Here is a 24,257-nt window from a genome sequence, read left to right as displayed (position 1 = left end):
TGCTTTGTCGCCACGTGCTTACTCATCCTTACCTCATGGCTCTGTTACTGCTCGGACTCTTCATCGATCGGGCCATCGGGACGAGGCGCTGGGGAATCGGCTCGGGACTCGCCGGAGACACCTTCGAGGAAGGCGGACATCCACAACCCGGCCTGCGGAGGCCCGCCGGCCTCCGCCGAGGACCGGGAGTCGGCGGTGGAGGCCGCCTGCTGCGGCGGCCGCAGATGGGGCGAGAGGGCGCGGGTACGCCGCCTGCGCTGCGGGAGACCGTTGGCGGTGCGCCGGGCGTTGGTGGGCGACGGCTCCTCCAGGGAGGCCCGGGAAACCGGCTTCCGGCCGTAGCTGGAGGGCTCGCGGGGCGGCGGCAGGCTGGGTGCCTTGGCCAGCGCCCCGCCGGGCACCGGAGTCACGGTGACCAGGTCGGGCGGGACGATCAGTACGACGCGTACGCCGCCGTACGCGGAGACCCGCAGGGACACCTTGAAGTGGTTCGTGTGGGACAGCCGGCCGACCACCGCCAGGCCGAGCCGCGGCGACTCACCCAGGTCGTCCAGGTCCAGCCCGCTGGCCGCGTCCTGGGCCAGGGCGTGCTCGGCGCGGATCCGGGCCTCGTCGGTCAGCCCGAGCCCGGCGTCCTCGATCTCGACGGCCACGCCGGACTGCACCTCGGACGCGGTCAGATGGACCCGGGTCTGGGGCGGGGAGTAGCGGGTGGCGTTGTCCAGGAGCTCGGCCACGGCGTGGATCAGCGGCTCGGCGGCGCGGCCGAGAATGCCGACGTCCGCCACCGAGTGCAGGTCCACCCGGCGGTAGTCGGTGATCCGGGACATGGCGCCGCGCAACACGTTGAACAGCGGAATGTCTTTCTGCCACTGACGCCCCGGCCGCGCCCCGCCCAGTACGGCGATGCTGTCCGCGAGCCGGCCGATCAGCGCGGTCCTGTGGTCCAGGTGCAGCAGGTCGTTGAAGACCTCGGGGTCCTGGCCGTGCTTGTCCTCCATCTCCCGCAGTTCCAGGGCCTGCTGGTGAACGATGGCCTGGACGCGGCGGGCGATGTTGACGAACGCCCGCTGGGCGGAGTCACGCAGGTCCTCCTCGGCCTCCACGGTCTGCAGGACGTAGCGCAGGACACCGTGGTGCGCGGCCTCGAAGCGCGGACTGACGCGGGACACCGGGCTGGTGGTGCGCAGTACGTCCTCGACCGAGTTGCCCTTCTGCAGCCGGGCCATGGCCGCGGGCAGCGTCTCCTTGGCCATCCGTACGGTCTCGGTCTCCTGCTCGGCCAGCTGCCGCTGCAGGAACTCCTCTCTCGCGGCGTACTGCCGGCGGAGTTCGTCGATGGTGCGGCCCCGGCGGGCCGCCGCCGCGGCCGCGACGGCCACCGCTGCCGTCGCGACGATGCCGATCCAGACGGCGTAGGGGCGGGCCGTCGGAGGCACCGACGAGGCGGCAACGGCCGTACATATGGCCAGTAGTGCGGGCGGCAGCAGCCACATCGTGGTGGCGGCGGGCCCCGGCCTTCCGGGTGACGCATCAGCACGGACCATCGGCATCCTCAGAGCACTAAGGGAAGGAATTGGGCGTCATGCACGGCATTCACGGGCCCGGGAAAAGGGCTGGGAACAACGGGCGACCGTCGGGCCACGCGCACCGGAAATCGGTCGCCGCACATGACTAATCGGCATTCCGCGCGGAGCCGGGTCCCCAGGACGCCCGAGCCCTCGTGCGGTGGGCGGCATCGCCACAGCCAGCAGCGACGCGTTGTTTCCGTCGCAACTCGCTGCGCGGCAATGAGCATAGCGGTGTGGGATTAGCTCCGTGGGGCGAGTGCACATAACACATGAATGCACTCACGTGCGAAATTCAGCAGAATCGTTTGGTGCTGGCCATTCGCTGAAATCTTCCGATCCCTTATTCGCGGCCGGCGACCGGCTCAAAGGGGCGGGTGCACGATTATGTCCGAGTCACGCGGCTTGCACGCCATATGACGCGAAGACGCAGCAAACCAGCGTCCTTGTCGGGGTGCCCGGCTTTGTCCAGGGGCCCGCCCGGTGAGGGGCTTGCCCACTGAGGGGCTTGCTTCCGCAGGGGCTTGAGTGAGTGGGCTCACACGAGTTGATAAGCGAGGCGGAAGCGCCGCAACCGCCACAAGAACGTCGAAGGGCCCCACCGCAAGCGGTGGGGCCCTTCGACGTAGTGCCCGGTGAGGCACTGGCGGAGGATACGAGATTCGAACTCGTGAGGGGTTGCCCCCAACACGCTTTCCAAGCGTGCGCCCTAGGCCTCTAGGCGAATCCTCCGCTGGAGACATTACATGACGTGGGGGAGTGCTCGCGAACTCGATCCCCGGGGGTGATCCGCCCGGGTCGGGGGGTGGGGGTGAGGGTCGTTTCGGGGGCGCTGGATCAGGTACTGTGGGCGCAGCCCCTCACGTGGCGCTATCTGACTGAACTCCCCCAGGGCCGGAAGGCAGCAAGGGTAGGTCGGCTCTGGCGGGTGCGTGGGGGGCGTTTGCGTTCCCGGGCCCCGGCGGGCGGGGCGGCCCGTAGGCAGGACCCGTAGGAAGGGCGGCCCCCAGGACGGGCGGCCTTCACGGCGGGCGGCCTTCAGTACGGGCGGTCGGGCCGGTCGAAGGCGCGGGGGCGGGCGCCTCCGCTCCGAGGGTGGCCGCGGGCATCGTCGGCGGGGACCGGTTGTCGGTGCGGGCCGATATCGTCGTATGCGTGTCATCCCTTGCGCTGTACCGCCGCTACCGCCCCGAGACCTTCGCCGAGGTCATCGGGCAAGAGCACGTGACCGACCCGCTGCAGCAGGCCCTGCGGAACAACCGCGTCAACCACGCGTATCTCTTCAGCGGACCCCGCGGCTGCGGCAAGACGACCAGCGCGCGGATCCTGGCGCGCTGCCTCAACTGTGAGCAAGGTCCCACTCCGAACCCCTGCGGGGAGTGCCACAGCTGCGTCGACCTCGCGCGCAACGGCCGCGGATCGATCGACGTCATCGAGATCGACGCCGCGTCGCACGGTGGTGTGGACGACGCGCGCGAGCTGCGCGAGAAGGCCTTCTTCGGGCCCGCCAGCAGCCGGTACAAGATCTACATCATCGACGAGGCGCACATGGTCACCTCGGCGGGCTTCAACGCCCTGCTGAAGGTGGTCGAGGAGCCGCCGGAGCATCTGAAGTTCATCTTCGCGACCACCGAGCCCGAGAAGGTCATCGGGACGATCCGGTCGCGTACGCACCACTACCCGTTCCGGCTGGTGCCGCCCGGCACCCTGCGCGATTACCTGCACGAGGTGTGCGGCCGGGAGGAGATCCCGGTCGACGAGGGCGTGCTGCCCCTGGTCGTACGGGCCGGCGCCGGTTCGGTGCGTGACTCGATGTCGGTGATGGACCAGCTGCTGGCCGGCGCCGGTGCCGACGGTGTGACATACGCCATGGCCACGGCCCTGCTGGGGTACACGGACGGGTCGCTGCTGGACTCGATCGTGGAGGCGTTCGCCTCCGGGGACGGGGCGGCGGCCTTCGAGGTCGTGGAGCGGGTGATCGAGGGCGGCAACGACCCCCGTCGGTTCGTCGCGGACCTGCTGGAGCGGCTGCGCGACCTGGTGATCCTGGCGGCCGTGCCGGACGCGGCGGAGAAGGGGCTGATCGACGCCCCGGCCGACGTCGTGGAGCGGATGGAGGCCCAGGCGTCCGTCTTCGGCGCCGCGGAGCTCAGCCGCGCCGCGGACCTGGTCAACTCCGGCCTGACGGAGATGCGCGGGGCCACCTCGCCGCGGCTGCAGCTGGAGCTGATCTGCGCGCGGGTGCTGCTGCCCGCCGCGTACGACGACGAGCGCTCGATGCAGGCACGGCTGGACCGCCTGGAGCGCGGGGTCGGCGTCGCGGCCCTCGGCGGCGGCATGCCGGGCGGCGCACCGGGCGCGGCCGGGATGCCGGTCGTGCAGTCCGGCGGCGAGCCCGCCGCGGGGTACGTGCCCGGGCCCGACACCCATGCGGCGCCGGGCGTGCCGGCGGGGCCGAGCGGTCCCGCGGCGGCACGGGCCGCGGTGCGCGGCGCCATGGGAGGCGCGGGAGGCGGCACCGGAGGAGGTACGGGGAACGGCCCGGCGGCCGCACCGGCGGTTGGCCCGACAGGTGGTCCCGCGGGCGGCGGGGCCGGGGAGGCGCCCGGTGCGGGGAGTGCGCCGGGGGATGCCTCGGGCGCGGCGCCCGTACCCGGCGGCAGCGGTGGCGCCGCGGCGGGCGCGTGGCCTTCGGGCGCGCAGCAGCCGGGCCGTACGCCGGGTGACGGCGGGCAGCCCGCGGGGGCCGGCGAGGAGGCCGGAGCCGGGGAGCGTCGGCCGGGCGCCTGGCCGGGCAGCGCGAGCGGGCCCGGCGGTGCGAGCGGCCCCGGTGGCGCCGGTGAGGAGTCCGGGCAGCGGCCCGGGGCCTGGCCGACCGCCGGCGGTGCCGGACCGCAGAGCGGACCTCAGGGCGGACCGGCGGCGGGCGGTGCCGAGGGCGGCGCGGCCGGTGGCCGGAGGCCGGGCGGCTGGCCGACCGCGGCCGCGCCCGGGAGCCAGGCGGGCGGCGGCCAGGGCGGCGCCCCCGTACAGCAGTCCGGCGGGCAGCCGTCGTACGCCCCTCAGCCGTCCGCACCGCAGCCGGCGGCCCCGCAGCAGCCCGCGGCCCAGCAGGGCGGGGGCGCGCCGGGGGCCGGTGGGCAGAGCAACGCCCAGGGGACCCAGCAGGTACGGCAGATGTGGCCGGACATCCTGGAGGCGGTGAAGGGCAAGCGGCGTTTCACCTGGATCCTGCTCAGCCAGAACGCTCAGGTGGCCGGGTTCGACGGCACGACGCTGCAGGTCGGCTTCCCCAATGCCGGCGCGCGCGACAGCTTCGCGAACGGCGGCAGCGAGGACGTGCTGCGGGAGGCGCTGGCCGAGCGGTTCGGCGTGCAGTGGCGGGTCGAGGCGATCATCGACCCGTCGGGCGGCGCCAGCCCGCCGAGCGGCGGCCCGGCCCCGCGCGGCGGCGGCTTCGGCGGCAGCGGCGCGAGCGGTGGCGGCTTCGGCGGCGGTGGTGGCGGCTTCGGCGGCGGCGGTGCCCCGGCCGGCCCGTCCCAGCCCGCGGCGGCGCCCGCACCGCCCGCGCAGGGCGGGCCCGACCGGAGCGCCGGCGCGGGCGGCGGCCAGGGCGCGCAGCGGGCGCGGCAGGCCGTGGCCTCGGCCGCAGCCCCGCAGGCGCCGGGTCCGGCTGCCGAGCCGGCGTACCGCGAACCGGAGCCCCCGCCCATGTCGATCGAGGAGGACATGCCGGCGGAGGACGACGCCGATCTCGTCGACTCGGCGCTGAGCGGCTACGACCTCATCGTCCGCGAGCTGGGTGCGACGGTCATAGAGGAGTACAACAACGAGTGATCTCGTGGGGCGACGACAGCGAGTGTCCTCGTGGGCGACGCCCACGAGTGATCTCGTACGACGACAACGAGTGACCTCCTGCGACAGCAGCGAGTAACTGTGTCGCTTTTTGTCGCTTTCCGTCATCGCCGCAGGCGCACCGCTGCCCATGACGGGCGCACATCCGTGCTCCTCCTCGCGACGTAGGGCGTCACGCTCCCGGAGCACGTAGGCTCGGGCTACCGCACCCATTTGTAGTCGTACGGCAGGAGTCCGCAGTGATCCCCGGTGGTCAGCCCGATATGCAGCAGCTGCTCCAGCAGGCCCAGAAGATGCAGCAGGACCTCGCGGCGGCCCAGCAGGAGCTGGCGCAGACGCCCGTGTCGGGGTCCGCAGGCGGTGGCCTCGTCAAGGCGACGGTGAACGGCGCCGGCGAGCTGAAGGGCCTGGAGATCGACCCCAAGGCGGTGGACCCGGAGGCGGCGACGCCCGAGGAGACGGCCGAGACCCTCGCGGACCTCGTCATCGCCGCGGTCCAGGACGCGAACGCCGCGGCCGCCAAGCTCCAGCAGGACAAGCTGGGCCCGCTCGCGCAGGGCCTCGGCGGCGGCAGCGGCATCCCCGGCCTCCCCTTCTGAGGCTGCCCTTTTCCGACGGGAGCCGGTCCGGTTCCGTAAGACGAGAGCCGGTCCGGTTCCGTAAGGGGCCGGGCCGAGCGGGTCACGGCGGGGAAGAACAGCAGAAGACCGGACGGCCGGCAGGCCAAGAGTTCCGGCAGGTTCCCTCTTCAGGGGGCCAAGACCTCCCCTTCGGACGGGAGGGCAACTAGCGTACGGAGCAGGGCGGACAAGGGAGAGAGCGTTCCGTGTACGAAGGCGTGGTCCAGGACCTGATCGAAGAGCTGGGGCGGCTGCCCGGCGTCGGTCCCAAGAGCGCGCAGCGGATCGCCTTCCATGTCCTCCAGGCCGAGCCGACCGACGTCCGGCGGCTGGCGAACGCGCTGATGGAGGTCAAGGCGAAGGTCCGGTTCTGTGCCGTGTGCGGCAATGTCGCGCAGGACGAGCAGTGCCAGGTCTGCCGTGACCCGCGCCGGGACCCCTCGGTCATCTGCGTGGTCGAGGAGCCCAAGGACGTCGTCGCCATCGAGCGGACGCGGGAGTTCCGCGGCCGGTACCACGTACTGGGCGGGGCGATCAGCCCCATCGAGGGCGTGGGCCCGGACGATCTGCGGATCAGGGAGCTGCTGGCCCGGCTCGCCGACGGCACCGTCGGCGAGCTGATCCTGGCCACCGACCCGAACCTGGAAGGCGAGGCCACCGCCACGTACCTCGCGCGCATGATCAAGCCCATGGGACTGAAGGTGACGCGCCTGGCCAGCGGCCTGCCGGTCGGGGGCGATCTGGAGTATGCCGACGAGGTCACGCTCGGGCGGGCCTTCGAAGGACGGAGACTTCTCGATGTCTGATCCCACGCTGCACAACGCGACGCAGAACCCGGACGACTTCGCGGTACAGGTCGCCGACTCCATCGACAGCTTCATCGTCGCGGTCACGGAAGTGGCCCGCGGCGACGAGCCGGACAGCGCCGTGCCCTTCCTGCTCCTGGAGATCTCCCAGCTGCTGCTCACCGGCGGCCGGCTGGGCGCCCACGAGGACATCGTCCCGGACGAGCGGTACGAGCCGGACATCGGCCCCGAGCCGGACGTGGACGAGCTGCGGGAGCGGTTCGCGACGCTGCTGGACCCGGTGGACGTCTACAACGAGCTGTTCGACCCGTACGTCCCGCGCAGCGCGCCGGTGGCCTGCCGGATCTCCGACGACCTCGCCGACATCATCACCGACCTGCGGCACGGCCTCGCGCACTACCGGGCCGGGCGGATCACCGAGGCCCTGTGGTGGTGGCAGTTCTCGTACCTGTCGAACTGGGGCCCCACCGCGAGCGCCGCGCTGCGCGCCCTGCAGTCGCTGGTCGCGCACGTACGCCTGGACCAGCCGCTGGACGAGCTGGACGGCCTGGACACCGACACGGGCGCCGACGGCAGTGGCGACCTGGAGGAAGAGGCCGGGAAGGTGATGGCGGCGGAGATCGCCGGCCCGCTCGGCCTGCGCCAGGCCTGAGCGCCGGGCGCGCGGGCAGGGCCCGGCGTGCCCTTGGGCGCCGCCGCGTAACACCGCGCGCCTTGTGAGCTGGCTTACGTTTCCGGGTGGTTTCCGTGTGCTCTTGGCCGGAGCGGGCAGGTGGCCTGCCGAGCGGGCGCGACGGAGCGCCACGCCGGCCGTTTCGGGAGATACTCGGAAAGAAAGACACGGGACGGCTCGTACCGGGTCAGGGCGGTGGGTGCGGCGGTCGGACGCGACCGGCATGCCGACCGTTTCGATCAGGTTGCGAGCAATGTGTCTCACGATGTGGTATTGGCGAGGCGGATTCCGCCTGCTCGATAGACTGAGCCGACCGCATGGCCCCTGAACCCGGGGGTCCGGAAACAACCGCAGACCTGCGGAATCCGCAGGCCACGGGGATCCGACAGACAGTTGCGAGGAGCGAGCACACGTGGGCCTTGTCGTGCAGAAGTACGGCGGCTCATCCGTTGCGGATGCCGAGGGCATCAAGCGCGTTGCCAAGCGAATCGTCGAGGCCAAGAAGAACGGCAACCAAGTTGTCGTAGTGGTCTCCGCGATGGGCGACACGACGGACGAGCTGATCGATCTCGCGGAGGAAGTTTCCCCGATTCCTTCGGGCCGCGAGTTCGACATGCTGCTGACCGCCGGAGAGCGGATCTCCATGGCCCTGCTGGCGATGGCGATCAAAAACCTCGGACACGAGGCGCAGTCCTTCACGGGCAGCCAGGCCGGTGTCATAACGGACTCCGTGCACAACAAGGCACGGATCATCGATGTCACGCCGGGCCGGATCAAGACGTCCGTCGACGAGGGCAACATCGCGATCGTCGCCGGCTTCCAGGGTGTGTCCCAGGACAAGAAGGACATCACCACCCTGGGCCGCGGTGGCTCGGACACGACCGCCGTCGCGCTGGCCGCCGCGCTCAACGCGGACGTCTGTGAGATCTACACCGACGTCGACGGTGTCTTCACCGCCGACCCGCGGGTCGTGAAGAAGGCCCGCAAGATCGACTGGATCTCCTTCGAGGACATGCTGGAGCTGGCCAGCTCCGGTTCCAAGGTGCTGCTGCACCGCTGCGTCGAGTACGCACGCCGTTACAACATCCCGATCCACGTCCGGTCCTCGTTCTCGGGGCTTCGGGGTACGTGGGTCAGCAACGAACCGCAAGGGGACGAGCCGATGGAGCAGGCGATCATCTCGGGTGTCGCGCACGACACCTCCGAGGCGAAGGTCACGGTCGTCGGCGTACCGGACAAGCCGGGCGAGGCCGCGACGATCTTCCGGGCGATCGCGGACGCCGAGATCAACATCGACATGGTCGTGCAGAACGTCTCGGCAGCCTCCACCGGCCTGACCGACATCTCCTTCACGCTGCCGAAGACCGAGGGCCGCAAGGCCATCGCGGCGCTGGAGAAGACCAAGCCGTCCGTCGGCTTCGACTCGCTCCGCTACGACGACCAGATCGCCAAGATCTCCCTGGTCGGCGCCGGCATGAAGACCAACCCCGGCGTCACCGCCGGCTTCTTCGAGGCGCTGTCCAACGCGGGCGTGAACATCGAGCTCATCTCGACCTCCGAGATCCGCATCTCGGTCGTCACCCGCGCCGATGACGTCAACGAGGCCGTCCAGGCCGTCCACAGCGCGTTCGGTCTCGACACCGATTCCGACGAGGCCGTGGTGTATGGCGGCACCGGCCGATGACATCGGCTGATGGGCCGATGCTGTCGGTCCAGGCGGGGCGCGCGGACGACCGCGCGCCCCGGCCGAACCTCGCCGTCGTCGGCGCCACCGGCGCCGTCGGCGGCGTACTGCTCGGCATCCTCTCCGAGCGTGCCGACATCTGGGGCGAGGTACGGCTGATCGCCTCGCCCCGCTCGGCGGGGCGCAAGCTGACCGTGCGCGGCGCGGAGACCGAGGTGCTGGCGCTCGCCGAAGAGGCCTTCGACGACATCGACATCGCGCTCTTCGACGTGCCGGACGAGGTCTCGGCGAAGTGGGCGCCGATCGCCGCCGCCAAGGGCGCGGTGGTCGTCGACAACTCCGCCGCCTTCCGGATGGACCCGGACGTGCCGCTGGTCGTACCGGAGGTCAACGCGCGAGCCGCCCGCGTCCGCCCGCGCGGCATCATCGCCAACCCGAACTGCACGACGCTCTCGATGATCGTCGCAATGGGCGCGCTGCATGCCGAGTACGGGCTGAGCGAGCTGATCGTGTCCTCGTACCAGGCGGTCTCCGGCGCGGGCAGGGCCGGCGTCGACGTCCTGCGCAGCCAGCTCTCCGAGGTGTCCGGCACCGAGCTGGGCACGACGCCCGGCGACGTACGGCGGGCCGTCGGGGACGACCTCGGGCCGTTCCCCGCGCCGATGGCGCTGAACGTCGTGCCGTGGGCCGGTTCCCTGCAGGAGGACGGCTGGTCCTCCGAGGAGCTGAGGGTCCGCAACGAGTCCCGCAAGATCCTCGGGCTGCCGGACCTCCGGGTCACCGCCACCTGCGTCCGGGTACCGGTGATCACCACGCACTCCCTGACCGTGCACGCGCGCTTCGAGCGCGAGGTCACGGTGGCGGGGGCGCACGAGATCCTGGCCGCCGCGCCCGGTGTGGTGCTGTGCGACGACCCCGGGGAGGGCGAGTTCCCGACGCCCGCCGATGTGGTCGGTACGGACCCGACCTGGGTCGGCCGGGTACGCAGGTCCCTGGACGACCCGCTCGCGCTGGAACTTTTCGTCTGTGGCGACAACCTCCGCAAGGGCGCGGCCCTGAACACCGCGCAGATCGGCGAGCTGGTCGCGGCGGAGCTGACGGGGCACTGATCCGCCGGGCGTCGGCGGAGAGCGGGGCCGTGGGTGGCCGGGGCTTCCGGGGCGGCGATGGCCCCGATTGATTGAACGTCGAAGAAACCCACTCCCCAAGATGTTCCCTGGTGGGTAATAATTCGAGGACTACTTGTGAAGGTCCTGTGAGCGGACGATCGACCCCGATCGCTTGAGCTGGGTCGATGGCCCGTTCGACTATTCGCTCCCCGTCGAGCTGCAACCGCAGCCGCGCGGGGAGCGTCTTTGTCGCCGCCCTTCCTGGGCGTTCGGCACGGCACGGTTCGGCGACGCGCCCTCACGGCGTACGGCGAAGGCCCCACAAGGGCCGCGGTAAGTGCGTAATACCGCCCATAGGGGCACGGGCAACATGGGGCATCAAGGAAGAGCTGGTACGCATGAGGGCATTCAACGCATCGCCAAAAACGGTGCCTTGCGCGTACAACCCTGACGGGGGGAAGCGTGTCCAACAGGCGTGGCAGAGGTACTCGGCATCGCGATCGGCCCGGCGGGCGCAGGCGGCACAGCTGTGGCGCGGCCGCCGCGTACTCGCATCCCCGGCGGTATGCCGGTGATCGCGCCCTGGCCCGCCGCGCGCCCCTCGCAGGCACCGTCCCAGCACGGGAACGCTGACGAGGCGATGGCAGCGGGCACCACAGTCGACCACCTCACCGAGACCTACAGAGCGCACTACCGCTCCCTCCTCGGTCTCGCCGCGCTGCTCCTGGACGACACCGCGTCCTGCGAGGACGTCGTCCAGGAAGCGTTCATCCGCGTGCACTCCGCGCGCAACCGTGTGCGCGACCCCGAGAAGACCCTCGCCTATCTCCGGCAGACGGTCGTCAACCTCTCCCGCTCCGCGCTGCGCCGCCGCATCCTCGGACTGAAGCTGCTGTCCAAGCCGATGCCCGACATGGCGAGCGCCGAAGAAGGCGCGTACGAACAGCTGGAACGGGACCAATTGATCAAGGCGATGCGCGGTCTGCAACGGCGCCAGCGCGAAGTCCTCGTGCTGCGCTACTTCGCCGACATGACCGAGGCACAGGTCGCCGAGACGCTGGGCATATCGCTCGGCTCGGTAAAGGCGTACGGCTCACGGGGTATCGCGGCGCTGCGCGTCGCCATGGAGGCTCCGGCATGACCAGCAAGCAGTACGGCCCGCACGAGCCCGGCTCCGAAGGCTCGACGGGCCGGCACGAAACGGCGCGCCCGGAGGACGGGGCGCCGGAGAGCGAGACGCGCCCGGAGGACGGGCCGCCGGACGGCGGTACGCGGCCGGGTGCGCATACGCCGGATGACAACGATGACAACGGTGCCATGGGGGACGGCCCCGGTGGTCTCGGTGGTCTCGGTGGCCATGGCGGTCTCGACGACCGTGGTGGTCTCGACGGCCGTGGTGGTGAGGAGGAGCTGCGGAACCTCCTCCGGTCCGCCGTCCGCGACCTGGAGCCGGCACCCGACTCCCTCGACCACCTCCGCCGCGCGGTACCGGCCCGGCGCAGGCGCCGCCGGCACGCCGTGGTCGGCGCCGCCGCCGTACTGCTCTTCGGCGGTACGGCCATGCCCGCCATGCTGCACGTCGCCAACGGCGGGGGCGATGACGCCGACCGCCAGGCCAACGCCGCCAGCAGCTCCCGGGCGCACGTCACGACCGGCGGCACGCACGGCGGGCCGGCCGGGCAGCACACCGACCGCCCGGCCGGCAAGGACGGCAAGAAGGGCGACAAGGACGACAAGAAGACCGACAAGGACAAGGGCAGGAACGAGGGCGGCAGCACCGAGCAGCCCGGCGACCCCGCCGCCGACCCGGCCGCCACGATGGACGTCACCTCCCCGGCCTGCCTGCGCGCACAGCTCGGCAACGGCAGCGCCAGCGTCGCCGCCCCCGACGCCGAAGGCCGCGTCTACGGCGCCCTCAAGGTCGTCAACGTCTCCACCACGTCCTGCTCCGTCGACGGCGGCGGCAGCGTCGTCGCCGTGGCCCAGGGCAGCGCCGACCCGACCCGTGTCCAGGTCGTCGACCACACGGCGGGCGACGCCGCGCCCGGCCTGCCGGACCCCGGCGCTGCACCCGGCCAGCTCGTGCTCAAGCCCGGCGAGGCGTACGAGGTGAAGTTCGCCTGGATCCCGGCGCAGGGCGGCGGCCCCTCCGGCTGCGCGACGACCGGTACGCCGACGCCCGGCACTTCGGAGGGGGCGGGCGGCGGCGAGCCGGCCAACACCTCCTCCGCCGAGGGCAACGGCGACGAGGCCGGCGGTGGCAGCGAGGGGCCCGGGGACGGCGGTACGCAGGCGGCCAGCGTCGCGGTCAGCCACACCCCGGAGGCCGGTGAACCGTCCGCGGCCTCCACCACGCTCAACGAGGCGTGCGCGGGCACGGTCTACCGCACCGGCGCACTGCCCGCGCAGTAGCGGCCCCGAGGTGTGCGTGCCGACCCGGGCCGCCGAGGCGCCGCTGGCCGGCGGATACGGGCCCGCCGTCCGGGTACGAGGCACGTGCCCGTACCTTTGATGGTGTGTACCGGTTCCTGCTCACCCCGCGATGGTGGGGAATCAACGTCTTCGTCCTGCTGGCGATCCCCGTGTGCATCTTCATGGGCAGCTGGCAGCTGAGCCGCTTCGAGGACCGCGTCGACAGCCACCAGCAGCAGGAACACCGGGCGGCCGACGCCAAGGCCGCGGCCGCCCGCCCGGTGACCCAGTTGCTGCCCGTCGACCAGAACACCTCGGGCCGGAGCGCCACCGCGACCGGGCAGTACGACACCGGTCACCAGATGCTCGTCCCCGGCCGGAAGCTCGGCGAGCGGACCGGCTTCTACGTGCTGACCATGCTGCGTACGGACGGCGGCAGGGCGCTGCCCGTCGTACGCGGCTGGCTGCCGGGCGACGCGGACTCCAAGGCCGCCACGGCGAAGGTGCCGGCGCCGCCGCGGGGGAAGGTCACCGTCACCGGCGCCCTCCAGGCCTCGGAGAGCCAGGGCACGCAGGGCGTCCAGACCGGCGGCGGCCTGCCGCAGGGCCAGCTCGGCATGATCAGCGCGGCGTCGCTGGTCAACATCGTGCCGTACGACGTGTACGACGCGTGGATCACCGTCTCCGACGCGCAGGCCCCCCTGAAGGCCGTGCCCCCGGCCGCGGCCGAGGGCAGCGGACTGGACCTGAAGGCGTTCCAGAACCTCGGCTACACCGGCGAGTGGTTCGTCTTCGCGGGCTTCGTGATCTTCATGTGGTTCCGCCTCTTCCGCCGCGAATCCGAAGCCGCCAGGGACGCGGCTTTGGGCATCCCTACGGACGAACTGGGCGGGCCGGCAGCGGGTCCGGGCGCGTCGACCTCGGGTCCGGGCGCTGCGGTGTCGGGTCCGAGCGCTTCGTCGTCGGGCACGGGCGCTTCGACGTCCGGACCGGGCGCTTCGGCGTCGGGCACGGGCGCTTCGACGTCCGGACCGGGCGCTTCGGCGTCGGGCCCGGATACTGCGGCGTCGGGTCCGGACACTCCAGCGGACGGGGAGTCGGCGGGGACGGCCGAGGCGAAAATCACCTCACGGTCCTGAGGGGCGGGCCTCCCTCCCCCCGGGGGCCGCCCCTCCCCCCCCCGCCCACCCCACCCCACCTCTGAAGCTCAGGTCAGCTGAGCTCCGCGCAGCGCAGCGCAGCGCAGCTCAGCTCCGCTCGGATCGTGGCTGGGGCAGGCAACCTCGTGCCCCAGCCCGGATCGCTTTCCGGGCCGAATCGCTTCCCAGCCCGGATCGCTTCCCGGCGCGGATCGCTTCCCGGCGCGGACCGCTTCCCGGCCCCGATCGCTCCGCAGCTCCGGCCGCGTCGCAGCTCCGGCCGCTTCGCCCCCGCGGTCATGGCGTCCCAGGCCGCAGGGGGAGCGGGCTCTTCGTTTCTCAGGGTTTGGTCATCCGACCTCCAGGTGGCGGCGGGCGAAGTCGAGTTCCAGGCGGAGCTGCTTGATGCGCTCCTCCACTACGAGGGAGCCGTGGCCCGCGTCGTAGCGGTAGACCTCGTGCGGGTGGGCGCGGGCCTTGAGGCGGTCGACGTAGTTCTCCACCTGGCGGATGGGGCAGCGCGGGTCGTTGACCCCGGCGGAGATGTACACCGGGGCGCGGACGGCGTCCACGTACGTCAGCGGGGAGGACGCCTCGAAGCGCTCCGGCACCTCCTCCGGCGTGCCGCCGAGGAGCGTGCGGTCCATCGCCTTCAGGGCCTCCATCTCGTCGTGGTACGCCGTGACGTAGTCCGCGACGGGGACGGCGGCCAGGCCGAGTGCCCAGGACTCGGGCTGGGTGCCGAGGCCGAGGAGGGTCAGGTAGCCGCCCCAGGAGCCGCCGGAGAGGACGAGCTTGTCCGGGTCGGCGAGGCCGGATTCCACCGCCCAGTCGCGGACGGCGGCGATGTCCTCCAGCTCGATCAGGCCGACGCGGTGCTTGAGCGCGTCCGTCCACTCGCGGCCGTATCCCGTCGAGCCGCGGTAGTTGACCCGTACGACGGCGAAGCCGTGGTCCACCCAGGCGGCCGGTGCCGAGGCGAAGGCGTCGCTGTCGTGCCAGGTCGGGCCGCCGTGGATGTCGAAGACGGTCGGGAAGGGGCCGTCGCCGGCGGGCGTCTGGACCAGGGCGTGGATGCGGCCGCCGGGGCCCTCGACCCAGGTGTCCGTCACCGGGACGGAGCCCGGGGCCTTCATGCCGGGCGGGTCGAGAACGACCGCGCCGCTCGTGGAGCGGACCTCCGGGGGCTGGGCGGCGGAGGACCAGAGGAACTCCACGGTGCCGTCGGGCCGGGCGGTGGCGCCCGAGACCGTGCCCGTCGGGGTCTCGACGCGGGTCAGCTCGCCGTCGGCGGGTGCGTACCGCCACAGCTCGCCGCGGGCCTGGAACTCGTGCTCCACCAGCAGCGCCGAACCGTCGGGGTACCAGTCGGCGCCGACGTCGCCGGGCAGGTCGATGGCGAGGGCGGTCTCCTCGCCGGTCAGCGGATCCCAGATCATCGGCTCCCAGCGGCCGCGGCGCTGGTGGCCCACCAGCAGCCGGGTGTCACCGTCGACCGGCGCGAAGCCCATCACGGACAGGCCCAGCTCCTCGGTGCCGCCCTTGGTGTCGTCCAGCTCGGCGACGGTGGAGCCGTCGGCGCGCACGACGCGGATCGCGGAGTGCATCGCGTCACCGTGCTCGGTGTGCTCGATGGCGATCAGGGAGCCGTCGTGGGAGAGGGCGCCGACGCCGGCCGACTCGCGGTGGCGGTAGATCTCCACCGGGTCCTGGCCGGGCCGGACGACGTGGACGGTCGAGCCCTCCTCGTCGGTGGAGCGGCCGATGACGGCCGAGCCGTCGCGGCCGAGGGCGAGTCCGCCGGGGTAGGAGGGGGCGAGGCCGGGCGCGGCCGGCTCGTCCTCGCCGCCGCCGAACGGCTGGCGCATCCAGACGCCGAACTCGTCGCCGTCGGTGTCGGAGAACCACCAGATCCACTCGCCGTCGGGGGTGAGCGTCCCGTCCGTCGTGCCGTTCGGCCGGTCCGTGACCTGGCGCTGCGCACCGCCGGCCCGGTCCCACGCGTACAGCTCGAAGGTGCCGGTGGCGTTCGACACGAACAGGGAGCGCTCGGGGGCGTCCTCCGCCCACTCGGGCAGCCCGACGCGGGGGGCCCGGAAGCGCTTCTCCCAGTCCGGGATGGACTCGGTGGTGGCAGTGGTCTCGTCAGTCATGGGACCCATTCTGCGCCCGGCGTGGGAGATCTTGTCGGGCCGTCCGTTCGCCTGTGGAAAACTCTCAGCGCGGGCATGTCAGGGATTGGTCGAGCCGGGCCGGGGCAGGGGGCCGGGAGGCGGCCAGCGGTCAGCGGTGCGCGGCCAGTAGAGTGCGGCTCCGAATCCGCTCGAACTCCGAGGTAGCCGGCTGTGACCCCCGCCACGTCCCCACCCCCCACGCCACCGGCCGTGACCGTCGTCGGGATCGGAGCCGACGGGTGGGCGGGCATCCCGGCCACGTCGCAGTACGTGCTGCGGGACGCGGACGTCCTCATCGGCGGGCCGCGCCAGCTGGACCTGCTGCCGGCGGAGTGCACGGGGCGCCGGGTGTCCTGGCCGTCCCCGCTGCGGCCCGCGGTGCCCGCACTGCTGGCGGCGCACGCCGGCCGCAAGGTCGCCGTACTGGCCAGCGGCGACCCGATGTTCTACGGCATCGGACGGACGCTCACCGAGGTGCTCGGCGACGGGGCGGTCGGAACCGACGCGCTGCGCATCCTGCCGCACCCCTCCTCCGTCTCCTACGCCTGCGCCCGGCTGGGCTGGCCGGTGGAGGAGACCGAGGTCGTCACGCTCGTCGGCCGGCCGCCCGCGCAGCTGTCCGCCGCCCTGCACGAGGGGCGTCGGCTGCTGGTCCTCAGCGCGGGCCCCGGCACGCCGGCCGAGGTCGCCCGGCTGCTGGGTGAACAGGGCTTCGGGCCGACGCGGATGCGGGTGCTCGAACAGCTCGGAGGCGAGCGGGAGCGCGTCCTGACCGGTACCGCCGGGGACTGGCCGCACCCGCCCGGGGACGCGCTGAACGTCATCGCCCTGGAGTGCCGCCGGTCCCCGGACGCGCTGCCGCTGGGTGCCGTGCCCGGACTGCCCGACGCCGCGTACGAGCACGACGGTCAGCTGACGAAGCGTCATGTGCGGGCGGCCACGCTGGGCGCGCTCGCCCCGGAGCCGGGCGAGCTGCTGTGGGACATCGGCGGCGGCTCTGGCTCCATCGCCATCGAGTGGATGCGGGCCCACCGTTCGTGCCGCGCCGTCTGCGTCGAGCGTGACCCCGTACGGGCCGAGCGCATCGGGCGCAACGCCGACCGGCTCGGCGTACCGGCCCTTCGGGTCGTCACCGGCCCGGCCCCCGAGGCGCTGGCCGAACTGCGCTCCCCGGACGCGGTCTTCATCGGTGGCGGGCTGACCACCCCGGGCCTGCTCGCGGCCTGCTGGGCCGCGCTGCCGCCGGGCGGCCGGCTGGTCGCCAACACCGTGACGCTGGAGTCCGAGGCGCTGCTCGCGGACTGGTACCGGAGGCACGGCGGCGAGCTGGTGCGGCTGGCCGTCTCGCACGCCGTACCGGTGGGCGGGTTCACCGGCTGGCGGCAGGCGATGCCGGTCACGCAGTGGGCGGTACGCAAGGACCCCGGTCGGCCGGGGGACGGGGCCGGCCCAGGGGCCTTCGACGGTCTGCGGGGAGGGACGTTCGATGCCCCTGCGGGCACCGGCGGCGTGCCCCGGACGGCGGCCGGGCCCGGCCACGGGCCCGAGGACGACGACTACGACGCACTTCCAGGAGACGACAGATGACCGTGTACTTCATCGGCGCGGGCCCCGGCGCGGCCGACCTGATCACGGTGCGCGGTGCCCGTACGCTCGCCGGCTGCCGGGTCTGCCTGTACGCGGGCAGCCTCGTGCCGCGTGAACTGCTCGCCGAGTGCCCGCCGGACGCGCGTCTGGTGGACACGGCGCAGCTGAACCTCGACGAGATCACCGCCGAGGTGCTGCGGGCGCACGAGGCCGGGCACGACGTGGCCCGGCTGCACTCCGGCGACCCGTCGGTGTTCTCCGCGGTCGCCGAGCAGATGCGGCGGCTGGACGCGGCGGGCGTGCCGTACGAGGTGGTGCCCGGCGTCCCGGCGTTCGCGGCGGCCGCCGCGGCGCTCAAGCGGGAGCTGACCGTGCCGACGGTCGGCCAGACGGTGATCCTCACCCGTATCGCGCAGCAGGCGACCGCGATGCCCGAGGGCGAGGACCTGGCCACCCTCGGGCGCAGCGGCGCCCTTCTGGTGCTGCATCTGGCCGCCCGGTACGCGGACCGCGTCGTGGCGGAACTGCTGCCGCACTACGGGGCCGACTGCCCGGCCGCGGTCGTCGCGATGGCCAGCCGGCCCGACGAGGTCGTGCTGCGCGGCACGCTGGAGGACATCGCGGACCAGGTGAAGGCGGCCGGGATCGTCCGCACGGCGGTCATCATCGTGGGCCGCACGCTGGCCGCCGAGCACTTCCGCGACAGCCACCTGTACTCGGCGGAGCGCGACCGCCACGTGTGCTGAGACGGTGCGCGACCGCCACATGTGCTGAGGCCGGGAGCCGGGAGACGGGAGACAGGGCGCGGGGAGACCGGAGCGCCGCTTCGTGCGGTCGGCCGGCCCCCGCGGCGGTGGGTCAGCGGGGGCTGCTGCGGCCCACCACGTTGCCCGCGCGGTCGATGCAGATGACGTCGACGGCCACGGGGGCGCCGCGCAGCACCTCAAGGGCCTGGTCCCGGGCGGTGGCCGCCACGAGGTCGCCCAGCGGGACCCCGGCCGCCGCGCACAACTGAAGTGCCGCGAGCCCGGTGTTGGCCTCCGCCACCTCGGCCGCCAGCGCCTCGTCCGCGCCGCCGCGGCGCGCCAGGCCGGCGAGGAAGCCCTTGTCGACCTGGGAGCGGGCGGAGTGCAGGTCCAGGTGGCCGGCGGCCAGCTTGGAGAGCTTGGCGAAGCCCCCGCAGACCGTCAGCCGGTCCACGGGGTGGCGGCGGATGTACTTCAGTACCGCGCCCGCGAAGTCGCCCATGTCCAGCAGCGCGTCCTCGGGCAGCCCGTACTCGGCCACCACCGTCTTCTCGGACGTCGAGCCGGTACAGCCCGCCACGTGCGTACGCCCGGCCGCGCGGGCCACGTCCACGCCGCGCCGGATGGAGTCGATCCACGCCGAGCACGAGTACGGCACGACGACGCCGGTCGTCCCGAGGATCGACAGCCCGCCCAGGATGCCGAGCCGCGGGTTCCACGTGGAGCGGGCGATCTCCTCGCCGTGGTCCACCGAGACGGTCAGCTCGACGTCCGCAGCGCCGCCCCCGTGGCGCGCGGCGACCTGCGCCAGATGGTCGCGCATCAGCCGGCGCGGTACCGGGTTGACGGCCGGCTCGCCGACATCGAGGGGGAGACCCGGGCGGGTCACCGTCCCCACCCCGGGGCCGGCCTTGAAGACCACCCCGGAGCCGGGCGGCAGGGCACGTACGGTGACGCGGACGAGCGCGCCGTGCGTGACGTCCGGGTCGTCCCCCGCGTCCTTGACCACGCCCGCCGTCGCGCGCCTCCCGGCGGGCTCCCCGGGCCCGCCCTCGGACAGCTCCTCGACCGCGAGCGCGAATGCCGGGGTCTGCCCCTTGGGCAGGGTGATCGTCACCGGGTCGGGGAAGTCGCCGGTCAGCAGCGCGGTGTACGCGGCGGTGGCCGCCGCGGTGGCACAGGCACCGGTCGTCCAGCCGGGCCGCAGACCGGTGTGCTTGAGTTGGGCGCTGCGCCCGCCGCTCGCCTCACTCATGGAAGGACCCGATGCACGCCACGCACGTACTGATCCTCGGCGGGACCACGGAGGCCCGCCGCCTCGCCACGGCGCTGGCCGACGGCCCGCTCGCCGGCGGGGTACGCGTGACGACCTCGCTCGCGGGCCGCGTCGCCCGTCCCGTGCTGCCGCCGGGCGAGGTACGCATCGGCGGCTTCGGCGGCGCCCAGGGGCTGGCCCAGTGGCTGCGCGCGCACCAGGTGGACGTGCTCATCGACGCCACCCATCCTTTCGCCGGAAAGATCAGTTTCAACGCGGCGACGGCCGCGGGCATGGCCCATGTTCCCCTGCTGGCGCTGCGCCGGCCCGGCTGGGTCCCCGGCGCGTGCGACGACTGGCACCCGGCCGGCTCCCTCCAGGAGGCCGCCGCACTCCTTCCGGAGCTGGGCCGCCGGGTCTTCCTCACCACCGGCCGGATGGGCCTGTCCGCCTTCGCGGACCTGACGGACCTGTGGTTCCTCATGCGGTCCGTGGACGCACCCGAAGGGCCGTGCCCGCCGCACATGGAGGTGCTGCTCGACCGCGGCCCGTTCACCCTGGACGGCGAGCGGGCGCTGCTGCGCGAGCACCGGATCGACGTCGTGGTCACGAAGGACAGCGGGGGAGCGGCCACCGCGCCGAAGCTCACCGCCGCCCGTGAGGCCGGCGTCCCGGTGGTCGTCGTCCGCCGCCCGGCGGCCCCGGCCGGCGTCCCCGTCGCGGACGGCCCCGAACAGGCCGTCCGCTGGCTGGCGGAGCACCTGGGCGAGGCCCTCCGTACGGAGGCGTGATCCCCGGAGGCGCGCCCCGAGGGCCACGCCTCCGTCGGTCCTCCGGGTACCGCCGCGGCATCAGTCCTCCGGGTACCGCCGCGGCGTCCAGACGATCTGCTCGTCGTTGCCTCGCCGTACCGTCTGCGTCTGGGAGGAGCCGACGATCAGAAGGGTGCGCATGTCGACCTCGGACGGGTCCAGGTCGGCCAGCCGCACGATGCGGACGCTCTCCTCGGGGCCGCCGATGTCGCGGCCGAGCACCACCGGGGTGTCCGGCGCGCGGTGTTCGAGGAGCAGCTCGCGGGCCTTGCCGACCTGCCAGGTACGGCTGCGCGAACCGGGGTTGTAGAGCGCCAGCACCAGGTCGGCCGCGGCCGCGGCGCGCAGCCGCTCGGCGATGACCTCCCAGGGCTTGAGCCGGTCGGACAGCGAGATCGTGGCGTAGTCGTGGCCGAGCGGGGCGCCCGCGCGGGCCGCTGCCGCGTTCGCCGCCGTCACGCCCGGCAGCACCCGTACCGGCACATCCGCGTACTCCGGCTGCGCGGCCGCCTCCAGGACGGCCGTGGCCATCGCGAAGACGCCGGGGTCGCCGCCGGAGACGACCGCCACCCGCCGCCCGCGGCGCGCCAGGTCCAGGGCGAACTCGGCGCGCTCGGACTCGACCTTGTTGTCCGACCCGTGCCGCAGCTGCCCGGCCCGTACCGGCACCCGGTCCAGGTACGTCGTGTAGCCGACCAGGTCGGTGGCGTTGTCCAGGGCGCCGCGCGACTCGGGCGTCAGCCACGGTGCCCCGGCGGGCCCGGTACCGACGACGGTCACCTCGCCGCGCTCCGGGGCCGCGGGGCCGCTGTCCACTCGGGACGGCAGCACGGCCACCGAGAAGTACGGCACCGACTCCGGGTCCACGTCCGCCAGCGCCGCCGTGCGCTCGCCCTCCATGTAGGCCCGCTCCATGTACCGTGCGTCCGCCAGCCGGCCCGCGCGCTCCAGGGCGCGGCGCACGGTCGGGAACGTACGGCCGAGCTTCATCACGACCGCCGAGTCGGCGGCGGCGAGCCGGGCCGTCAGCTCGTCCTCCGGCAGCGTGCCGGGCACGATCGTCAGGGTTTCCTCGGCCTCGACGAGCGGGGTGCCGAGCCGGGCGGCAGAGGCGCTGACCGAGGTGATCCCGGGGACGACCTCGGTGGGGAAGCGGTGCGCGAGCCGCTTGTGCATGTGCTGGTACGAGCCGTAGAAGAGCGGGTCGCCCTCGGCGAGGACGGCGACCGTGCGGCCCGCTTCGAGGTGCGCCGCGAGCCGGGCCGAGGCCTCCTCGTAGAAGTCGTCGAGCGCGCCCCGGTAGCCGCCGGGGTGGTCCGTCGTCTCGACCGTGACCGGGTACCGCAGCAGCTCCTCGATGTGGTCGGGGCGCAGGTACCGCTCGGCGATCGCCCGGGCGCGGGAGCGGCCGTGCCGGGCGCTGTGGTACGCGACGACGTCCGCCTCGCCGATGGCCTCGACGGCCCGCAGGGTCAGCAGGGACGGGTCGCCGGGCCCCAGCCCGACCCCGTACAGCTTCCCGGTGTTCCCGGCCTTCTCGGGGCCCCCTGCGCCCTCGGCGGCGCCGCTCTGCGTGGTCGTGCTCATTCCGCGGTGCTCGCAATCGCGTTGACGGCGGCCGCGGCCATCGCGCTGCCGCCGCGCCGGCCCCGCACCACCAGGTGGTCCAGGCCCAGCGCGTTGGCCGCCAGGGCGTCCTTCGACTCGGCCGCACCGATGAAGCCCACCGGTATGCCGAGCACGGCCGCCGGGCGCGGCGCGCCCTCCGCGACCATCTCCAGCAGGCGGAACAGGGCGGTCGGCGCGTTGCCCACGGCCACCACCGAGCCCTCCAGCAGGCCGCGGTCGCGCCACAGTTCCAGCGCGGCGGCGCTGCGCGTGGTGCCGAGCTTCGCGGCCAGCTCCGGTACGCCCGGCTCCGACAGGGTGCACACCACGTCGTTGTCAGCGGGCAGCCGCTTGCGGGTGACGCCGCTCGCGACCATCTGCGCGTCGCACAGCACCGGCGCGCCCGACTCCAGCGCGGCGCGGGCCCGGCCGATCACCTCCGGGCTGAAGGCGAGGTCGCGGACGAGGTCGGTCATCCCGCAGGCGTGGATCATCCGGACCGCGACCTGGGCGACGTCCGCGGGCAGCCCCGCGAGGTCCGCCTCCGCGCGGATGGTGGCAAAGGACTGGCGGTAGATCTCCGCCCCGTCCTTCTCGTAGTCGAACACTCTGCTCTCGCTCATCTCGTCGCTGTGGTCGCGGTGGTCGGGACCGCAGTGGTCACGTGGTGGCCGGGGCCGCTGCGCTCGTACGTGCTGCCGCCACGGCGACGGCAAGGTCCGCTGACGTCCGCCCGTCAGCGGGCCCGGGAAAGCCCGCGGGCGCAGGCGTGTCCGCGGACTCGCTCACACCAGATACATCTGAAGACCCGTTCATGTCTGCGGTGTCGGTCACGACAGTACGCAGGCGATCGCCGCGCTCCGTGACCCGGTACCCGTCGACCTCGTAGCCCTCGGGGGTGGCGACCACGTCCACCCAGTCGCCCTGCGGGTGGCCGCAGCGGCGCGCGCAGCCCGACCAGTACACGGGCAGCCCGCCGCCCGTGCCGAGGGCGGTGGCCGCGTCCGCCCGCACGTCGGCCAGCGACTTGGCGCAGCCGGGGCGGCCGATGCAGGCGCCCACGCCGTGCCAGGGGGAGGCCGGGTCGGTGATCAGGCCGGCCGCCTCCAGCTCCCGCAGCCGGGCGTCGGCCGACTCCTGGCACAGCCCGGGGACGACCACGCCGCGCCACGGGGTGAGCCGCAGCTCGCCGGCGCCGTCCGTGCGGGCCACGTCGGTCAGCAGCCTCCACTGTGCGGCGGTCAGCGTCCCCAGAGGGGCGAGGACGGACAGCGCCCGAAGGCCGTCGGGGCCGTCGACGATGCCGGGGGCGGGTGGCGCGGCTCCCGTGGGCAGCGAGGTCCGCTCCGTATCCGTAGCCGTGGCGGTATCCGTATACGTGCAGGGAATGCTCGCCGCATACGTGCAGGGAATGCCCGCCGCGTCCAGCCGTAGGGCCGTCTCGCGTGCCAACGCGTCGGCGCCGTCCGGCAGATCGCGTACCCGCCAGGTGCGGGACCGGCTCTCCGCCGCCGCGTTCGAGCGGCTCTCCGCAGCCACTTCCAGGAAGACCTCGGCGGCCGTCAGCGCGGCCCGGGGGCCGTCGGCGGCGCGTACCCGAAGAGCAGCGCCCGCAGCGCCGTCCGCAGCGCCCTCCGCCGCACCGATGTGCAGCAGGGCGGCCCCGTCGCCGAGGGCGAGCAATGTCACATCCGCGCCGAGCGCCGCCACGTCCCTGCGCCCGTCGTCCAGCGCGAACAGGAACCGCCCCGAGAGCGCCGCCGTGGCGTCGCTCGCGCACAGCAGCCCGTCGAGGCCGCGCAGCCACTCGCGTACGTCCGCGTGCCCGGCGCCGTCCAGCCCGGACAGCGGCGAGGCGACGATGTTCCGTACCCGTTCGTGCCGGTACGACGGCAGCAGTCCGGCCGCGTCGAGCAGGCCCGCGAGGGCCGCGCCGCAGTCGCCGTCCAGGCCGCGCAATTGCACATTTCCGCGCGAGGTGAGATGCAGCGAACCGTCCCCGAGCCGGAGCGCCGCATCGGCCAGCGCGCCCGCCTGAGCGGCGGTCAGTACGCCGCCGGGCACCCGGACGCGGGCCAGCGCACCGTCGTCCGCGCTGTGCAGCCGCAAAGTGCCCGGGCAGGCGTCGAGGCGAACCGGTATGGGGGGTTCGTCCCGGGGTGGTGGGTTGGTCGCCGTGGGCATGGCGGCGAGCATACCGATCCCGCCC

18 protein-coding genes, 1 tRNA gene and 1 other RNA gene are annotated in these 24,257 nt (G+C 73.4%); 13 read left to right on the top strand and 7 right to left on the bottom strand.

All coding sequences use genetic code 11. The features are described 5' to 3' along the window. Positions 1-44: 44 nt before the first annotated feature. Both ACZ6WH_RS20330 and ACZ6WH_RS20325 read right to left on the bottom strand, forming a co-directional pair. On the bottom strand, positions 45-1,547 hold the full coding sequence (locus tag ACZ6WH_RS20330) for an ATP-binding protein (protein ID WP_469729779.1): 1,503 nt from the start codon (positions 1,545-1,547) through the stop codon (positions 45-47). 665 nt (positions 1,548-2,212) lie between these two features. Further along, positions 2,213-2,300, bottom strand: a tRNA-Ser gene (locus ACZ6WH_RS20325). Positions 2,301-2,419: 119 nt separating this feature from the next. Between ACZ6WH_RS20325 and ffs the strand changes: the two genes are divergently transcribed. The 10 genes from ffs (at position 2,420) to ACZ6WH_RS20275 (ending at position 13,866) form a co-directional block, all read left to right on the top strand. Further along, positions 2,420-2,518: signal recognition particle sRNA small type (gene ffs, locus ACZ6WH_RS20320), an RNA gene on the top strand. A 205-nt stretch (positions 2,519-2,723) separates the two neighbouring features. After that, complete coding sequence (locus ACZ6WH_RS20315) at positions 2,724-5,405, top strand: DNA polymerase III subunit gamma and tau (RefSeq protein ID WP_469729778.1); 2,682 nt, start codon at positions 2,724-2,726, stop codon at positions 5,403-5,405. Positions 5,406-5,662: 257 nt separating this feature from the next. After that, positions 5,663-6,022, top strand: a complete 360-nt coding sequence (locus tag ACZ6WH_RS20310) for a YbaB/EbfC family nucleoid-associated protein (RefSeq protein WP_362212222.1) — start codon at positions 5,663-5,665, stop codon at positions 6,020-6,022. A gap of 227 nt (positions 6,023-6,249) precedes the next feature. Continuing rightward, entirely contained in the window at positions 6,250-6,849 is a 600-nt protein-coding gene (gene recR / locus ACZ6WH_RS20305) for a recombination mediator RecR (protein WP_469729777.1), read from the top strand. Further along, positions 6,842-7,501: a DUF5063 domain-containing protein gene (locus ACZ6WH_RS20300; RefSeq protein ID WP_432857254.1), complete on the top strand. Its 660-nt coding sequence runs from the start codon at positions 6,842-6,844 to the stop codon at positions 7,499-7,501. Before recR ends, ACZ6WH_RS20300 begins: the two co-directional genes overlap by 8 nt. A gap of 433 nt (positions 7,502-7,934) precedes the next feature. Next, the gene (locus tag ACZ6WH_RS20295) at positions 7,935-9,206 is read left to right on the top strand and encodes an aspartate kinase (RefSeq protein WP_469729776.1); all 1,272 of its coding nucleotides are present in this window, start codon (positions 7,935-7,937) and stop codon (positions 9,204-9,206) included. A 17-nt stretch (positions 9,207-9,223) separates the two neighbouring features. Continuing rightward, the gene (locus tag ACZ6WH_RS20290) at positions 9,224-10,315 is read left to right on the top strand and encodes an aspartate-semialdehyde dehydrogenase (RefSeq protein WP_469730009.1); all 1,092 of its coding nucleotides are present in this window, start codon (positions 9,224-9,226) and stop codon (positions 10,313-10,315) included. A 475-nt stretch (positions 10,316-10,790) separates the two neighbouring features. After that, positions 10,791-11,456, top strand: a complete 666-nt coding sequence (locus ACZ6WH_RS20285) for a SigE family RNA polymerase sigma factor (RefSeq protein ID WP_399714711.1) — start codon at positions 10,791-10,793, stop codon at positions 11,454-11,456. After that, positions 11,453-12,727, top strand: coding sequence for a hypothetical protein (locus ACZ6WH_RS20280; protein ID WP_469729775.1), 1,275 nt, complete (start codon positions 11,453-11,455; stop codon positions 12,725-12,727). Before ACZ6WH_RS20285 ends, ACZ6WH_RS20280 begins: the two co-directional genes overlap by 4 nt. Before the next feature lie 104 nt (positions 12,728-12,831). After that, positions 12,832-13,866, top strand: a complete 1,035-nt coding sequence (locus ACZ6WH_RS20275; RefSeq protein WP_469729774.1) for an SURF1 family protein — start codon at positions 12,832-12,834, stop codon at positions 13,864-13,866. Positions 13,867-14,216: 350 nt separating this feature from the next. On the opposite strand, the gene ACZ6WH_RS20270 is transcribed toward ACZ6WH_RS20275, so the two are convergent. Further along, on the bottom strand, positions 14,217-16,019 hold the full coding sequence (locus ACZ6WH_RS20270) for a S9 family peptidase (RefSeq protein WP_469729773.1): 1,803 nt from the start codon (positions 16,017-16,019) through the stop codon (positions 14,217-14,219). Positions 16,020-16,211: 192 nt separating this feature from the next. Between ACZ6WH_RS20270 and cbiE the strand changes: the two genes are divergently transcribed. Together cbiE and cobM are read left to right on the top strand one after the other, a co-directional pair. Beyond that, a complete protein-coding gene (gene cbiE / locus ACZ6WH_RS20265) occupies positions 16,212-17,627 on the top strand; it encodes a precorrin-6y C5,15-methyltransferase (decarboxylating) subunit CbiE (protein WP_469729772.1) in 1,416 nt (471 codons plus the stop codon). Further along, complete coding sequence (gene cobM, locus ACZ6WH_RS20260; RefSeq protein ID WP_469729771.1) at positions 17,624-18,373, top strand: precorrin-4 C(11)-methyltransferase; 750 nt, start codon at positions 17,624-17,626, stop codon at positions 18,371-18,373. Before cbiE ends, cobM begins: the two co-directional genes overlap by 4 nt. Before the next feature lie 112 nt (positions 18,374-18,485). Here the strand turns inward: cobM and ACZ6WH_RS20255 are convergent, their stop codons facing one another. Further along, the gene (locus tag ACZ6WH_RS20255; protein WP_469729770.1) at positions 18,486-19,628 is read right to left on the bottom strand and encodes a cobalt-precorrin-5B (C(1))-methyltransferase; all 1,143 of its coding nucleotides are present in this window, start codon (positions 19,626-19,628) and stop codon (positions 18,486-18,488) included. Between the two features lie 11 nt (positions 19,629-19,639). On the opposite strand from ACZ6WH_RS20255, the gene ACZ6WH_RS20250 reads away from it, so the two are divergent. Beyond that, complete coding sequence (locus ACZ6WH_RS20250) at positions 19,640-20,419, top strand: cobalt-precorrin-6A reductase (protein WP_469729769.1); 780 nt, start codon at positions 19,640-19,642, stop codon at positions 20,417-20,419. A 60-nt stretch (positions 20,420-20,479) separates the two neighbouring features. Here ACZ6WH_RS20250 and ACZ6WH_RS20245 read toward each other — a convergent pair whose 3' ends face one another. From ACZ6WH_RS20245 to cobG, 3 genes are read right to left on the bottom strand one after another with little or no spacing between them, the layout of a single operon-like run. After that, entirely contained in the window at positions 20,480-22,027 is a 1,548-nt protein-coding gene (locus tag ACZ6WH_RS20245) for a precorrin-2 C(20)-methyltransferase (RefSeq protein WP_469729768.1), read from the bottom strand. Continuing rightward, complete coding sequence (locus ACZ6WH_RS20240; protein ID WP_469729767.1) at positions 22,024-22,671, bottom strand: precorrin-8X methylmutase; 648 nt, start codon at positions 22,669-22,671, stop codon at positions 22,024-22,026. The genes ACZ6WH_RS20245 and ACZ6WH_RS20240 overlap by 4 nt, the downstream gene beginning before the upstream one ends. Before the next feature lie 37 nt (positions 22,672-22,708). Further along, on the bottom strand, positions 22,709-24,244 hold the full coding sequence (cobG, locus tag ACZ6WH_RS20235) for a precorrin-3B synthase (protein ID WP_469729766.1): 1,536 nt from the start codon (positions 24,242-24,244) through the stop codon (positions 22,709-22,711). Positions 24,245-24,257 lie beyond the last annotated feature (13 nt).

The organism is Streptomyces sp. NPDC050806, assembly GCF_055586425.1.
The sequence above is the reverse complement of the archived record's forward strand: the minus strand, read 5'-3'. Positions and strand labels throughout refer to the sequence as shown.

Bases quoted from the DNA above. Each gene is read 5' to 3' on its own strand.
- ACZ6WH_RS20270 (WP_469729773.1), bottom strand. From the start codon at position 16,019: ATGACTGACGAGACCACTGCCACCACCGAGTCCATCCCGGACTGGGAG.
- ACZ6WH_RS20300 (WP_432857254.1), top strand. From the start codon at position 6,842: ATGTCTGATCCCACGCTGCACAACGCGACGCAGAACCCGGACGACTTC.
- ACZ6WH_RS20280 (WP_469729775.1), top strand. From the start codon at position 11,453: ATGACCAGCAAGCAGTACGGCCCGCACGAGCCCGGCTCCGAAGGCTCG.
- ACZ6WH_RS20240 (WP_469729767.1), bottom strand. From the start codon at position 22,671: ATGAGCGAGAGCAGAGTGTTCGACTACGAGAAGGACGGGGCGGAGATC.
- cobM (WP_469729771.1), top strand. From the start codon at position 17,624: ATGACCGTGTACTTCATCGGCGCGGGCCCCGGCGCGGCCGACCTGATC.
- cobG (WP_469729766.1), bottom strand. From the start codon at position 24,244: ATGCTCGCCGCCATGCCCACGGCGACCAACCCACCACCCCGGGACGAA.
- ACZ6WH_RS20290 (WP_469730009.1), top strand. From the start codon at position 9,224: ATGCTGTCGGTCCAGGCGGGGCGCGCGGACGACCGCGCGCCCCGGCCG.
- ACZ6WH_RS20250 (WP_469729769.1), top strand. From the start codon at position 19,640: ATGCACGCCACGCACGTACTGATCCTCGGCGGGACCACGGAGGCCCGC.
- ACZ6WH_RS20330 (WP_469729779.1), bottom strand. From the start codon at position 1,547: ATGGTCCGTGCTGATGCGTCACCCGGAAGGCCGGGGCCCGCCGCCACC.
- ACZ6WH_RS20245 (WP_469729768.1), bottom strand. From the start codon at position 22,027: ATGAGCACGACCACGCAGAGCGGCGCCGCCGAGGGCGCAGGGGGCCCC.
- ACZ6WH_RS20255 (WP_469729770.1), bottom strand. From the start codon at position 19,628: ATGAGTGAGGCGAGCGGCGGGCGCAGCGCCCAACTCAAGCACACCGGT.